The sequence below is a fragment of the Vibrio sinensis genome, assembly GCF_003605645.1.
Lineage (GTDB): Bacteria > Pseudomonadota > Gammaproteobacteria > Enterobacterales > Vibrionaceae > Vibrio > Vibrio sinensis.
The window spans coordinates 107,177-120,833 of the sequence record NZ_QVMU01000007.1; the positions used below are offsets into that span (position 1 = coordinate 107,177).

General features: G+C 44.0%; 12 protein-coding genes. 7 read left to right on the plus strand and 5 right to left on the minus strand.

The features are described from left to right. Window positions 1-226: 226 nt before the first annotated feature. Window positions 227-922, plus strand: coding sequence for a tRNA (N6-threonylcarbamoyladenosine(37)-N6)-methyltransferase TrmO (tsaA, locus tag DZ860_RS10040; protein ID WP_120030833.1), 696 nt, complete (start codon window positions 227-229; stop codon window positions 920-922). Window positions 923-1,035: 113 nt separating this feature from the next. Continuing rightward, window positions 1,036-2,751 carry a proline--tRNA ligase gene (locus DZ860_RS10045; protein ID WP_120030835.1) on the plus strand — a complete coding sequence of 572 codons (1,716 nt, stop codon included), beginning with the start codon at window positions 1,036-1,038 and terminating at the stop codon, window positions 2,749-2,751. 104 nt (window positions 2,752-2,855) lie between these two features. Here the strand turns inward: DZ860_RS10045 and DZ860_RS10050 are convergent, their stop codons facing one another. Both DZ860_RS10050 and lpcA read right to left on the minus strand, forming a co-directional pair. After that, complete coding sequence (locus tag DZ860_RS10050) at window positions 2,856-3,701, minus strand: class II glutamine amidotransferase (RefSeq protein WP_120030837.1); 846 nt, start codon at window positions 3,699-3,701, stop codon at window positions 2,856-2,858. A gap of 96 nt (window positions 3,702-3,797) precedes the next feature. Continuing rightward, window positions 3,798-4,376 (minus strand): D-sedoheptulose 7-phosphate isomerase, encoded by a 579-nt coding sequence (gene lpcA, locus DZ860_RS10055; protein WP_120030839.1) that lies wholly within the window; start codon window positions 4,374-4,376, stop codon window positions 3,798-3,800. A 294-nt stretch (window positions 4,377-4,670) separates the two neighbouring features. Here lpcA and fadE point away from each other — a divergent pair, with 294 nt between their 5' ends. Beyond that, on the plus strand, window positions 4,671-7,118 hold the full coding sequence (fadE, locus tag DZ860_RS10060) for an acyl-CoA dehydrogenase FadE (protein ID WP_120030841.1): 2,448 nt from the start codon (window positions 4,671-4,673) through the stop codon (window positions 7,116-7,118). Between the two features lie 108 nt (window positions 7,119-7,226). Here the strand turns inward: fadE and DZ860_RS10065 are convergent, their stop codons facing one another. Further along, window positions 7,227-8,480 (minus strand): TIGR03503 family protein, encoded by a 1,254-nt coding sequence (locus tag DZ860_RS10065; protein ID WP_243641840.1) that lies wholly within the window; start codon window positions 8,478-8,480, stop codon window positions 7,227-7,229. Window positions 8,481-8,485: 5 nt separating this feature from the next. Then, window positions 8,486-9,223, minus strand: a complete 738-nt coding sequence (gene dnaQ, locus DZ860_RS10070) for a DNA polymerase III subunit epsilon (RefSeq protein ID WP_120030845.1) — start codon at window positions 9,221-9,223, stop codon at window positions 8,486-8,488. 55 nt (window positions 9,224-9,278) lie between these two features. On the opposite strand from dnaQ, the gene rnhA reads away from it, so the two are divergent. Next, a complete protein-coding gene (gene rnhA, locus DZ860_RS10075; RefSeq protein ID WP_120030847.1) occupies window positions 9,279-9,749 on the plus strand; it encodes a ribonuclease HI in 471 nt (156 codons plus the stop codon). Between the two features lie 13 nt (window positions 9,750-9,762). Here rnhA and DZ860_RS10080 read toward each other — a convergent pair whose 3' ends face one another. Continuing rightward, window positions 9,763-10,512 carry a class I SAM-dependent methyltransferase gene (locus DZ860_RS10080; protein WP_120030849.1) on the minus strand — a complete coding sequence of 250 codons (750 nt, stop codon included), beginning with the start codon at window positions 10,510-10,512 and terminating at the stop codon, window positions 9,763-9,765. A gap of 37 nt (window positions 10,513-10,549) precedes the next feature. On the opposite strand from DZ860_RS10080, the gene gloB reads away from it, so the two are divergent. The 3 genes from gloB (at window position 10,550) to DZ860_RS10095 (ending at window position 13,633) form a co-directional block, all read left to right on the plus strand. Beyond that, complete coding sequence (gloB, locus tag DZ860_RS10085) at window positions 10,550-11,308, plus strand: hydroxyacylglutathione hydrolase (protein WP_120030851.1); 759 nt, start codon at window positions 10,550-10,552, stop codon at window positions 11,306-11,308. Between the two features lie 70 nt (window positions 11,309-11,378). Continuing rightward, window positions 11,379-12,950, plus strand: a complete 1,572-nt coding sequence (locus tag DZ860_RS10090) for a LysM peptidoglycan-binding domain-containing protein (RefSeq protein ID WP_120030853.1) — start codon at window positions 11,379-11,381, stop codon at window positions 12,948-12,950. Next, window positions 12,947-13,633 carry a YIP1 family protein gene (locus DZ860_RS10095; RefSeq protein WP_120030855.1) on the plus strand — a complete coding sequence of 229 codons (687 nt, stop codon included), beginning with the start codon at window positions 12,947-12,949 and terminating at the stop codon, window positions 13,631-13,633. The genes DZ860_RS10090 and DZ860_RS10095 overlap by 4 nt, the downstream gene beginning before the upstream one ends. The last annotated feature ends 24 nt before the right edge of the window (window positions 13,634-13,657 follow it).

The following is a 13,657-nucleotide window of genomic DNA, read 5'->3' on the forward strand; positions in this document are numbered from 1 at the left end:
TTATCGATCATTACACCGCTAATAGATTAAAAACATGTTTTCAGACTTAAAGTCCCCCAATTTTCAAAAGTGAAACATGGCGACACTCCACTCCACTTCACTTTTAACACAAGCGCACAAAAACCATTTTTCACTGACTCATAAAGCAAAGGTGACTTGACCGACAAGTCGGTAAAAATATGGTATTTTGTGAGCATTAACACGCTCAGAATTGAAACAAGCTAACATGCATGCCATCACTCCAATTGGGACTATTGAAAGCCCTTACAAAGAGAAATTTGCCGTCCCTCGCCAACCAAGGTTAGTGCCAAGTGCGACAGCAAGAGTAAAACTATCAGGCGGCGTCAATTGCCAAGAAGCGATTCGTGGTATTGAACAATTTAGCCATCTTTGGCTACTGTTTTTGTTCGACCAAAATTTAGCTGCTGGTTGGAAACCGACCGTTCGTCCACCAAGACTCGGTGGCAACGAACGAATTGGAGTGCTTGCCTCGCGCTCTACATTTCGCCCAAATGGCATCGGTATGTCTGCTGTTGAGTTAAAAGGAATTAGCCAAGAGGGTGACCAATTTTATTTAGAGCTTGGCAGTGTTGATCTCGTTGATGGAACCCCAATCGTCGATATCAAACCTTACATTCCCTACTCTGATGCCATTATTGATGCGCAAGGTGGATACGCTGAACAAGAGCCTGAAAAAGCCATTGTCTGTTTTTTACCAAGTGCTGTAGAAAGCCTAGAAAAGCTCAAAAACAGTCAACATATACGTCAAGTCATTGAACAGGTTTTGGCGCAAGACCCACGTCCTGCTTACAAAAAAAACAAACCTGACCTAAAAGAATATGCGGTAAATTTGTTCAACTTAAATGTTAAATTCACCGTAAACGATAACTTAGTGTCTGTTACTGTCATTGAACGCTTTTGACAAAGCCGAATGGCTGATACTATAAGCGGCTAAATTGAATTCCCCTTTGTGGGATCTCCTAGCTCCTAACCATTTCGGTTAGAGTGTTTAACTTTAATAAACGGATAAATTGAATGCGTACCAGTAATTATCTTCTTTCTACTCTTAAGGAGACTCCAAACGACGCAGAAGTAGTGAGCCACCAGCTCATGCTACGTGCAGGTATGATCCGTCGTCTAGCTTCAGGTCTTTACACCTGGCTGCCAACTGGTCTACGTGTATTGCGTAAAGTCGAAAACATCGTTCGTCAAGAAATCGACAATGCAGGTGCAATCGAAACCTTGATGCCCGTTGTTCAACCGTTTGAACTTTGGGAAGAGACAGGCCGCTCAGAAAAAATGGGCCCTGAACTACTTCGCTTTACTGACCGCCACGTTCGTCCGTTTGTTCTTAGCCCGACAGCTGAAGAAGTGATCACTAGCCTTGTGCGTAACGAAGTGAGCTCTTACAAACAGCTTCCGCTAAACCTGTACCAAATCCAAACGAAATTCCGTGACGAACGCCGTCCACGCTTCGGTGTGATGCGTGCTCGTGAGTTCTGCATGATGGATGCATACAGCTTTGATATCGATAAAGCGGGTCTAGAGAAATCTTACCAAGCAATGCACGATGCTTACTGTAAAGCGTTCGATCGCATGGGTCTTGAGTACCGTCCAGTACTGGCTGACTCAGGCGCTATCGGTGGTAACGGCTCTCAAGAGTTCCACGTTCTAGCTGAAAGCGGTGAAGACTTAATCGCATTCTCAACAGAATCTGATTACGCAGCAAACATCGAAAAAGCAGAAGCGGTAGCCCCTGCAGGTGAGCGCGCGGCACCAACTATCGAGATGACGCTAGTTGATACACCAAACGCAAAAACCATCGCAGAATTGGTTGAGCAACACGGCCTAGCTATTGAGAAAACGGTTAAAACGCTTTTCGTTAAAGCTTCAGATCAAATCGATGCACCAATCGTTGCATTGATCATCCGTGGTGATCACGAACTAAACGAAATCAAAGCTGAAAACCTAGCTGAAGTTGCAGCACCTCTTGAAATGGCAAGTGAAGAAGAGATGCGTGAACTTATCGGCGCTGGCGCAGGTTCACTTGGTCCTGTCGGTCTTGAGCTACCATTTATCGTTGACCGCTCTGTAGCGGTAATGAGCGATTTCGGTGCTGGAGCAAACATCGATGGCAAACACTACTTCGGTATTAACTGGGGTCGTGACGTTGAACTAGGTCAAATCGCCGATCTACGTAACGTAGTTGAAGGCGACCTAAGCCCATGTGGTCAAGGTACGCTGATGCTTAAGCGTGGTATCGAAGTAGGTCACATCTTCCAACTAGGTAATGTTTACTCTGAAGCAATGAACTGTAGCGTTCTTGATTCAAACGGTAAAAACGCAATCCTGGAGATGGGTTGTTACGGTATTGGTGTTTCTCGTGTTGTTGCTTCTGCTATCGAACAAAACAACGATAAATACGGCATCATCTGGCCAGACGCTCTAGCACCTTTCCAAGTTGCTATCGTACCAATGAACATGCACAAGTCTGAGCGCGTTAAAGAAGCGGCAGAGAAGCTATACGCAGAGTTCACGGCAATGGGTGTTGAAGTTCTATTTGATGACCGTAAAGAGCGCCCAGGTGTGATGTTCTCAGATATGGAGCTGATCGGTATCCCTCACACTATCGTGATTGGTGATCGCAGCATGGATGAAGGTAACTTTGAATATAAGAACCGTCGTTCAGGTGAGAAAACTGCAGTAGCAATGGCTGACATTGTTGAGCACGTTAAAGCACAATTTGCTTAATTTCCTACGAAGTTAAGTGATTCAAAATAGAAAAGGCTGACGATTTCGTCAGCCTTTTTTTGTTCGCTTTTCATTTACAACACGAAACTATCGCATGTGTGGATTTAATTTAAAGGTTCAGTTGGAGCCTGACTCGCAACCTTTTTTGGCGCAAACTCAACATCTGTTAACGCATCTTCATTGCCATCGATCAATTCGCCAAAATGAAAAATACCGAACTCTCCCGGCTTCATTCGATGCCAAGATTCATTATCCGTTAAAGGCTGTGTTGCAATCACTGACACCACATCATTCTGTGTCGTCTCTTCTTGAAAGTTAATCGTGACGTCTTCATCAATCAATGACGCTTTACCAAACGGCGCTCGACGAGTAATCCAATAAAGGTGGTTCGTACAATAAGTCATTACGTACTCACCATCAGAAAGCAGCATGTTAAACACGCCTTTCTCGCGCAAAGTATCGCAACACTGGGCAATAAAGCGGAATACACCAACCATATCTTGCGGTGGCTCTGGATAGCGTTCTTCTAATTGCTTTAGCAGCCAACAAAATGAGAGTTCACTGTCCGTCTCTCCGACGGGACGAAAACGCCCAGTTTGTAACGCTTGATAATCACTTAATTGACCATTGTGAGCGAAAGTCCAATAACGTCCCCAAAGCTCACGAGTAAATGGGTGAGTATTTTCCAAATTCACACCACCTCGGTTGGCTTGGCGAATATGGCTAACCACTGCCAAGCTTTTTATTGGGTAGTTTTGCACTAACTCTGCAATCTTAGAATCGCAGCTTGGATTTGGATCTTTGAAAGTACGAAAGCCTTTGCCCTCATAAAAGGTAATACCCCAGCCATCACGATGTGGCCCCGTATTACCTCCACGTTGCATCAAGCCGGTAAAACTAAAGCAGATATCGGTGGGTACGTTCGCGCTCATACCGAGCAATTCACACATGGCTTACCTTACTCCCTTTAAACTGGTTCACAACGGCTCACCAAACCTTTGGCGAACCGCTGAGTGCCTAAACCGTGTGGCTTGTTGAAATGAAGATTATTTCTCCATTTCCTTTTCAATTAGCTGAATAACGATGTGGATGATCTTGATGTGAATCTCTTGAATTCGATCCGCATAACCAAAGTGAGGTACGCGAATTTCGATGTCCGCACAACCTGCCATTTGTCCACCATCTTTACCCGTTAAAGCGATGGTTTTCATTCCTTTCGCTTTTGCCGCTTCAATCGCTTTAAGAATATTGCCGGAGTTACCTGATGTAGACAAACCAAATAACACGTCACCTTTTGAACCAACCGCTTCAACATAACGGGAGAAAACAAAATCGTAGCCAAAATCGTTACTCACACAAGATAAGTGGCTTGGATCTGAAATCGCAATACCTGGTAACCCTGGGCGATTTTCACGATAACGGCCCGTCAACTCTTCTGCGAAATGCATTGCATCACAATGAGAACCACCGTTACCACAAGACAGTACTTTGCCACCTTGTTTAAACGACTCTGCAATCATTGTTGCTGCTGCTTCAATTTGCGCAATGTTATGGTCATCACTTAGGAACTTATTCAGTACATCCGCAGCTTCGGTCAGCTCGCTTTTAATCAGATCATGGTACATAGCATTCTCTTTAAAATCTTTTCAATGAGAGCTGCAAAAAACAGCCCCTAACCTTATCTGAGTTTACTCAAACAAATGTCACTGTCGATAGCATAGCTCTAACATTTCACGCTTTCTTCTCTTTTCATGCCCACAAAGACCGCTTGATTCGACAGAATTAGGTTTTTCACTCTACTCGGATCACTTTTTAAACAATTTCATGTTTTACATTTTATTAATAAGTCGATTACAATTTAACTGGTTAGACCTCTTATCAGAAACAGACAATAACAAGTCTGAAAAGGAAAACATGACATGGATATCTTGCTCTCTATACTTTTTTTCGCTGCTGTACTCTCAGTATGCCTATATCACCGGTCTTCCCTGATCGTATCGCTCGTGACATTAACCACCACGATGCTGTTGCTATCGTGGTTCGGTTCTGTCGGTACAATAAGCTGGCTCGTTTTCATTTTTATTGCCGCACTTATTTCTGTCCCACAGCTACGCCAACCCCTGATCAGTGCTAAAGCGCTTATTCTGTTTAGAAAAGTCTTACCAGCTATGTCTCAAACAGAGAAGGAAGCATTGGATGCGGGTACGGTTTGGTGGGAAGCGGATCTATTTAAAGGAAATCCTGACTGGAACAAGCTTCATGACATTAAAGCGCCAACCCTAAGCCAAGAAGAACAAGCATTTCTTGATGGCCCGGTTAGTGAAGTCTGCTCAATGGTCAATGATTACCAAGTCACGCACGAACTTGCAGATCTACCGCCTCATATATGGCAATACCTTAAAGACCACAAGTTCTTTGCCATGATCATTAAAAAGCAATATGGCGGTTTAGAATTCTCGGCTTATGCTCAATCACTGGTATTACAAAAACTAACTGGTGTCTCTAGCGTACTTTCTTCTACCGTTGGTGTGCCTAATTCTTTAGGCCCTGGTGAACTTCTACAGCACTATGGAACCCAAGAACAAAAAGATCATTACTTACCACGCCTTGCTGCGGGTAAAGAGATTCCTTGTTTTGCTCTGACTAGCCCGGAAGCGGGCTCTGATGCTGGCTCAATCCCAGACTACGGTATCGTCTGTCACGGCGAATGGGAAGGAAAGCAGGTGCTTGGTATGCGTCTAACTTGGAACAAACGCTACATCACACTAGCACCTGTCGCAACCGTACTTGGACTTGCATTTAAATTGCGAGATCCTGATGGACTACTGGGAGACAAACCTGAGCTTGGTATCACCTGTGCTCTTATTCCAACACACCTTAAGGGCGTAGAGATTGGTAACCGTCACTTCCCACTCAACGTACCATTCCAAAACGGCCCAACCCAAGCACAAGATCTATTTGTACCGATCGATTTTATTATCGGTGGCCAGAAAATGGCAGGCCAAGGCTGGCGTATGCTTGTCGAGTGTCTATCAGTCGGTCGCGGAATCACCCTTCCATCAAATTCAACCGGCGGAATAAAATCAGCGGCACTAGCAACTGGAGCTTACGCTCGAATTCGTCGTCAGTTCAAACAACCGATTGGACAGATGGAGGGGGTTGAAGAGCCATTAGCACGCTTAGCGGGTAATGCTTATGTTATGGACGCGGCAAGTAGCCTTACTGTAGCCGGTATTGATTTAGGCGAAAAACCATCGGTTATTTCTGCGATTGTGAAATACCATTGCACCCATAGAGGTCAACGCAGCATTATCGATGCAATGGACATCGTCGGCGGGAAGGGCATTTGTTTAGGTCCATCTAACTTCCTTGCTCGTAGCTATCAGGGCGCACCGATTGCTATTACCGTTGAAGGCGCCAATATACTGACTCGTTCTATGATCATCTATGGCCAAGGTGCTATTCGTTGCCATCCATATGTTTTAAAAGAAATGGAAGCAGCTTACTCAACAGATAGCCATGCATTACAGCAATTTGATGCGGCAATCGCAGGACATGTCAGTTTTGCACTGAGTAATTTTGTTCGTAGTTTCTGGTTAGGTCTAACCGACGGTCGCTTCTCTCCAGCACCGGTTAATGATCAAACACAACGTTACTATCAACAACTCAATCGCTATAGCGCTAATATTGCCTTGTTATCTGACATATCGATGGCAACGCTCGGTGGCTCTCTAAAACGTAAAGAACGCATTTCTGCACGTTTAGGTGATGTTCTTAGCCAGCTTTATCTTAGCTCTGCTACATTGAAGCGCTTTGATGAAGAGGGGCGTCATGCAGAAGATTTACCATTGGTTCACTGGGGGCTTCAAGATAGCCTACATCAAACGGAACAAGCGATTGATGAGTTATTAGCTAACTTCCCTAATCGCTGGGTAGCAAAAGCACTAAGAGTCGTGTTAATGCCATTTGGTCAAGTAAGAAGAGCTCCAAATGACAAACTCGATAGCAAGGTAGCACAAATTATTCAAACGCCATCAGAGACCCGCTCTCGTCTTGGCAGAAACCAATATTTAAATGCTACTGAATTTAACCCTGCTGGCAGAATTGAGCATGCACTAGAAGTGATTCTTTCTGCTGAACCTATCTTTAAAACGATTTGTAAAGCGATTGACGAGCGCCGTCCATTCGTTGGGCTCGATAGCATCGCAACGATCGGATTGGAAAAAGGTATTATCAGTCAATCTGAAGCTGAAATATTGATAGAAGCTGAAAAACAACGTTTGTATGTTATCAACGTTGATGATTTTTCACCGCAAGAGCTCGCAGCAAAAGCGAATTATTCTCCAGCAATGGGGGAAGTAGCATAACGCCACGTAAACGAATGTGAACGTCTACTAACAAGATCGACTAAAATGACAAAGGGCTGCAATTTGCAGCCCTTTTTAATCAGTTAAGATTTGTAAACGATTAACGCTTTATTTCTTCGGCATTTCTAACTGCATTTCTGGAATCGCGGCTTTCTTCGCCTTAATCTTCCGTTTCACAAACCACACGACGATGCCTAAAATCAGAACAATTACATTGCCAATCACAATGAACATTATGCTGCGAGAACGTTGCTCTTCACGTAATTGAATAATACGCTGCTGCTCAAGTCGTTTTTTCTGTTCCAACTCCTCAAGCTCCCGCATTCGTTTCACTTCAGCAAGGTCAATTTCTTTAACAACGTTGTATGCTTTCTCTTTTAGCGGGAAATACAATGGCCTTTTGGACCCCGCTTCTGTCGCATAGACCTTTCCGTCCCACGTGTAATGTCCATAGTCGCCATCGTTAGCAATCAGCAAATCGGTTTTATTACTATCTGGCTCAGCAATGCCCTCTACCAGTTGTGTTTCACCATTGTCACGCGAATGTTCGATATGAGTCACTATTGACCCGGGTATAATCATTCCTTGCTCACCAGAGATGATCACATGATGCGGATCGTCCTCTTTTCTCGATTGAATAAAAGATGCTTCAATCGGCGTTGGGTAAACAAGAACTACTTGTTCCTGAGCTCTTAAGAACACCCCATTACCAGAAGTGATCCGAACTCGGTACTTACCCGGTTGAGTCCCTATTGGTAAAGACACGGTAAACACCCCATCACCTGGGTACTCATCTAGACCCCGACCGTCATCGGAAAATTCACCCAATAACTTAGGAATTGGGCGAGCCTCTTCACTTAAATTCTCTTCATCTGGCACATACTTGCTAAACGTCACCATCAACTTCACTCGATCAAGAAAATCACGCAAAATTAACGGCTGACCATCAGAGGTTAATCGGGCGGTAAACTTGATCTCTTCCCCTTCGAATAAGCGATTAGGTAACTGCTGTGACGAGAGCTTCAGGTGTGAAATCAGTTTGATTTTATTTTTAGGTGTGACTTTACCTATCGCCTGCCATGGGCCTGGCATCGGATTATCAATAGTGACGATGTCCATCGCCGATTCTTGATACCAGCGTACATTGTCAGGGCTTCGCTGTGCGTAATATTTTCTTCCATCTGGACGCACTAACACAACTGGCTTAGAACGTTCTGCACGATAAATAACAAAGGTGATTTGCTCTATACTAGGATCAACTCGAAATCGGTTATCAAGTAATGAAATTGAGGACGAATTAGAAGCATAACAAACACTCGTCATTATCATGCCCATCAGGGCGAACCAAATCCTCAATTTCATTTCTCCTATTGGCGCCAAAGGCAGTTTCCGCTCTTTGCGACCAAATCTAATCGACTTTGATGTGCTTCTATTTCATCGGCCGTTGCATGTAAAACCTTTAGTGCTTTTCGCTCAGAAGTGACGCGTTTTATTGACTCACCTCCCGTCTCGCTCGAATTCCCCGCATTAAATTGCAATGACGTTTGGCCACCGGTCATTAATAAGTAAACGTCAGCTAGGATCTCCGCATCGAGCAATGCGCCGTGGAGCGTTCGGTGAGAGTTATCTATGCCATAACGGTCACACAAGATATCAAGGTTATTTCGTTTGCCCGGGAAGATTTTCTTCGCCATGGCAAGAGTATCGGTAACCTTACAATAGTCTGTGGTTTTACCAATAGCTGGATTGAGCATACCAAACTCATAATCCATAAAGCCCACGTCGAAGGGCGCATTATGAGCAACTAACTCAGCGCCTTTAATGAAGTCGAGAAACTCTTCATGTACGTCACGGTATTCTGGTTTATCCAACAAGAACTCATCTGTAATACCATGAATTTCTACCGCCTCGGACTGAATTTCACGATCCGGTTTGATGTAAACGTGAAAATGACGACCGGTCAGTTTACGGTTGATGATTTCAACCGCACCGATTTCGACAATACGATGCCCTTGATAATGAGGGCCGCCCTCAAGGTTCATACCGGTGGTTTCGGTATCAAGAACCACGATGCGATGCTGATTAGAATTGTTACTGGTATTCATTGCGAGCTATATGTCAGACTATGGAATTATGTGTGAACCCCAATAGTATCAAATCATGACGAAACAAGTGGAAATTTTCACAGATGGTTCTTGTTTAGGTAATCCAGGACCTGGTGGTTACGGTATCGTATTGCGTTATAAGCAGACCGAAAAGACGCTTGCCCAAGGATATACGATGACAACCAACAATCGCATGGAAATGCTCGCAACCATTGTGGCTTTGCAAGCACTCAAAGAACCATGCAATGTCATTCTCACCACAGATAGCCAATACGTTCGTCAAGGCATCATGCAGTGGATCCATAATTGGAAAAAAAGGGATTGGAAAACATCAGACAAAAAGCCGGTAAAAAATGCCGACTTATGGAAAATGCTCGACCATGAATCACAACGTCACCATGTTGACTGGCGCTGGGTAAAAGGCCACGCTGGCCATCGTGAAAATGAGATGTGCGATGAATTAGCTCGAACGGCAGCAGAAAACCCAACCCAAGAAGACACTGGCTACATCCCGAACCCAAGTTGATACAGGAACGTCACTACTTTCGTAAGTATGATGACGATTTGGGCTTGATGCTGTAATTAACATTTACCGGTGTCAGTTTTCGTTTTAAGTGCCAATGTGGCTTGATAGGTTTCAACGGATATGTCCGCTTTCGAGCCACGATAAAATAAGCACTACCAAATACGTTAGCCCAATCTCCTATTCCGCTCTCTAGCCATGTCCACATGGTTCTGCAATTTTGCATCGGAAACAAGGCATAACTGTCACACTCAATCACTTGGTAATTAAGAATACTCAACCAATCTTTTACTCGTGCTGGTGTAAACATACGACCGCTCCAAGGAAGATCGTTTTTACGCCACGGCATAAAGCTCGCCAAACCAATAAAGCTGATAGGATTGAAACCAGAGATGATAATGTAGCCATCATCAATCATCACTCTATCAACTTCACGCAGTAATCGATGCGGGTCAGTACAAAAATCTAATTGATGAGCGAGAATCACAGCATCAAAGCTTTTCTCAATGAAAGGGAGGTCACAACCATCAGCAATCACATTGTGCAGAGGATTATGGTGGTCAACACTAACTTGATGTTGAATATTGCAATTAAAACTGGTTAATTCACAGCTTAGACCACCAAGCTTAAGCAAATGGTAGCCAAATAACCTTGGACACCACTCATCAAGGCGTGTTTGAATTGAGTCACTTACCCATTGGCCATTTTTCAATTGTGACCATGAATACGGGGTTTCTAATTTTCGTTTGCTGTGTGCTGGCTTCATTCCTAACCTGCTTCACCTTGATACTGGAGATACGATCATGCTAAACATCAAAAGCATACCCGCATTTAATGATAATTACATCTGGTTGATACAAGATGATGAATGCCGCTGTGCTGTCGTTGATCCTGGTGACGCACAACCCGTACTTGATTATTTAGACAAGTACGATCTCAATTTAGATGCCATCTTGATCACCCACCATCACAACGACCATATCGGCGGTATCTCTGCATTGCAAAGACGTTTTCCTAATGTAGACATCGTTGGCCCAGCTCATGATCCTATTCCTACTTTAACCCACGAGGTTGAAGACGGCGACCAAATTGACTTATTTGGTGAGATTTTTTTAGTGATAGGACTACCGGGTCACACACATGGTCACATCGCTTATGTCGGTGATGGCAAGCTTTTCTGTGGCGATACGCTATTCTCAGCCGGTTGTGGCAGAGTATTTGAGGGTACGATGGAGCAAATGCATCAATCTTTGAACAAGTTAGCAGCACTACCAGAAGAAACCGAAGTTTATTGTGCCCATGAATACACCGCGAGCAATGTCGCCTTTGCCCTTGCGGTTGAACCTGACAACCGGTTATTACATAACTATCGTGACCAAGTAAACCGTATGCGCGCTCAAAACCAAGCCACATTACCAACTACCATACGGCAAGAAAAGTGGATCAATCCATTTCTGCGCGTTGATCAAGAAAGTGTCATAAAATCAGTCAGCAATCGCACTTCACATCGCGATCCCCTATCAGTCTTTACCGCCCTACGCCAGTGGAAGAACGAATTTTAGCATTTTGTTTCTTGTCACTCCTATAGGGAGACAAGTATTATCAGCAGCCATTGAAAAGAAGGGCTGTACAATGCGAGTAACACACAGCTGGGTTTTGGGACTGCTTTTATTGTCAGGTTGCCAACTAACCCAGCCCACCACAACTGCGTCAAATGAAACGACGACAGATACATCACTACCAAAAGTAGTGAAGCCGGTAACACCTCCAGTTGTTGAGGTGAAAGAACCTGTGCCACCTCAACCTATTGAGACGCCTCAAAACCAAGAGGACGTGTGGCAACGTATCGCTATGCAGCTGCAAATGCAGATACCCGATCAAAAAAAGGTCGACTACTACCGTAAATGGTATTTAAAACACCCTAGCCATTTAAAAACGGTTTCCCAACGCGCACAACCATTTATGTACTTAATCGTTGATAAGATTGAGAAACGTGGCTTGCCAATGGAACTCGCCCTATTACCTGTTGTTGAAAGCTCTTTCGATGCTTTTGCCTATTCTCATGGCAGTGCAGCAGGCCTATGGCAGTTTGTCCCATCAACAGGGAAAATGTACGGCTTAAATCAAAACTATTGGTATGACGGTCGTCGTGATGTCAACGCATCAACTGATGCTGCATTGGATTTTCTAACTGATCTGAATAAACGTTTTAATGGTAATTGGGATCATGCAATTGCCGCTTATAACAGCGGTGGTGGTCGAGTATCGAGTGCAATTCGTGCCAACAAAAAAGTAGGCAAACCAACGGATTTCTTCTCTCTGCGTCTACCAAAAGAGACCAGCAGCTACGTACCTAAGTTACTAGCACTGGCTGATGTCATCGCCAATCAAGAGAAGTACGGTTTAAAACTACCACCAATTGCGAACAAACCCGTAGTACAAGTGGTGAAACCTCAAGAGCAACTGGATTTAGCTATCGCGGCACAATATGCCGGCATTTCAGTCTCAGAACTTCAGGCGCTCAACCCTGCTTACAACCAGTGGGCAACGGCACCGAATGGCCCTCATCAGCTAATGTTGCCAATCCATAGTGTTGATCGCTTCAACAAAGAGCTATCGAAAAATCGCGGTAAGGGAATGACGGTTGTTCGTTATAAAGTTAAGTCGGGGGATACATTAAGTGTTCTCGCGAATAAATATAAAACGACAACGGCTGTAATTCGTACTGCGAACGGCCTAAAAGGCAATAATATTCGAGTTGGCCAGCATTTATTAATTCCAGCATCGACCAAAGGCAACTCAGCGTACACGCTAACCGCTTCAAATCGACTGCAAAAAACACAAGCGAAAGCACGTGGTCAAATTAAACTAACGCACACAGTAAAAAGTGGCGATAGTTTATGGAGTATTGCTAAGGCGAACAAAGTATCTCATCAATCTTTAGCTAAATGGAATGGAATGGGTCCGAGAGACACATTGCGTGTTGGGCAAAAATTAGTGATTTGGAAAAACGGTGCGGATGGCGCAATTATTCGTACGGTTTTCTATAATGTACGCTCTGGTGACACGATCAGTGGTATCGCAAGTAAGTTCAAAGTGAAGAGCCAAGACATTGTTAAATGGAACAGCTTACACAAGAAAAAATATCTGCAACCAGGTCAAAAACTTAAGCTCTACGTCGACGTCACCAAGGTTAGTGTATGATGCCATCAAGTAACCCACTTATCATGTTGGTTGATATATTCCGCTCTCCAAGCGCGTGTTTTTTAGCACTTCACCAACGAGGAATGTGGGGCTGGCAACCGTATATTTTCTTGATCATTAGCCCTTTCCTTTTTTGGGGAGCGTACTTTGATCTTGTAAATTTTGATTGGTTATTTAAGACGTTATCAAGCCAAATGGTCGATCTCACTCCGCAACAACTTGAGTTGCTAGATGCGAATACCCTTATGGCTATGGAGATAATTCAAGACATCACCTATCGGACAATAACCATTCTGATGTTGGCTTTTTGGTTCAAGCTTGCAACTAAACCGAGTCAGCACCAACATGGTTATTGGCGTTGGGTCGCAGCCAGTGCTGTGATCCTATTTCCAGCAGTGTTGGGCGATTTAGCCAGTTACGTTTCGGTATTGCTTAACCATGGTTATGTCATGACCTATGCAGCAGACCTCAATAGCTTAAACGGGCTATTAAAATTACCACCAAGTAATGATTGGTCTGCGTTTGCAAGTGCATTCCCATTACTTCTGCCTTGGTATATCGCATTAGGCTACGCAGCTGTGATTTCATGGACAGAGTTCGAGCGAGGACAAGCCTTGGTTATTTCAGCCCTACCATGGCTTGGTTACTACTTTTTTTGGGCAATATTTATCTTAATTTTTTAACGTATTCGTTATTGATGACTTTCG

What these genes read in the sequence shown, in the direction of transcription:
- rnhA (WP_120030847.1), top strand. Translation starts at nt 9,279, where the DNA reads ATGACGAAACAAGTGGAAATTTTCACAGATGGTTCTTGTTTAGGTAAT.
- DZ860_RS10090 (WP_120030853.1), top strand. Translation starts at nt 11,379, where the DNA reads ATGCGAGTAACACACAGCTGGGTTTTGGGACTGCTTTTATTGTCAGGT.
- fadE (WP_120030841.1), top strand. Translation starts at nt 4,671, where the DNA reads ATGGATATCTTGCTCTCTATACTTTTTTTCGCTGCTGTACTCTCAGTA.
- DZ860_RS10065 (WP_243641840.1), bottom strand. Translation starts at nt 8,480, where the DNA reads ATGAAATTGAGGATTTGGTTCGCCCTGATGGGCATGATAATGACGAGT.
- tsaA (WP_120030833.1), top strand. Translation starts at nt 227, where the DNA reads ATGCATGCCATCACTCCAATTGGGACTATTGAAAGCCCTTACAAAGAG.
- lpcA (WP_120030839.1), bottom strand. Translation starts at nt 4,376, where the DNA reads ATGTACCATGATCTGATTAAAAGCGAGCTGACCGAAGCTGCGGATGTA.
- gloB (WP_120030851.1), top strand. Translation starts at nt 10,550, where the DNA reads ATGCTAAACATCAAAAGCATACCCGCATTTAATGATAATTACATCTGG.
- DZ860_RS10095 (WP_120030855.1), top strand. Translation starts at nt 12,947, where the DNA reads ATGATGCCATCAAGTAACCCACTTATCATGTTGGTTGATATATTCCGC.
- DZ860_RS10050 (WP_120030837.1), bottom strand. Translation starts at nt 3,701, where the DNA reads ATGTGTGAATTGCTCGGTATGAGCGCGAACGTACCCACCGATATCTGC.
- dnaQ (WP_120030845.1), bottom strand. Translation starts at nt 9,223, where the DNA reads ATGAATACCAGTAACAATTCTAATCAGCATCGCATCGTGGTTCTTGAT.
- DZ860_RS10080 (WP_120030849.1), bottom strand. Translation starts at nt 10,512, where the DNA reads ATGAAGCCAGCACACAGCAAACGAAAATTAGAAACCCCGTATTCATGG.
- DZ860_RS10045 (WP_120030835.1), top strand. Translation starts at nt 1,036, where the DNA reads ATGCGTACCAGTAATTATCTTCTTTCTACTCTTAAGGAGACTCCAAAC.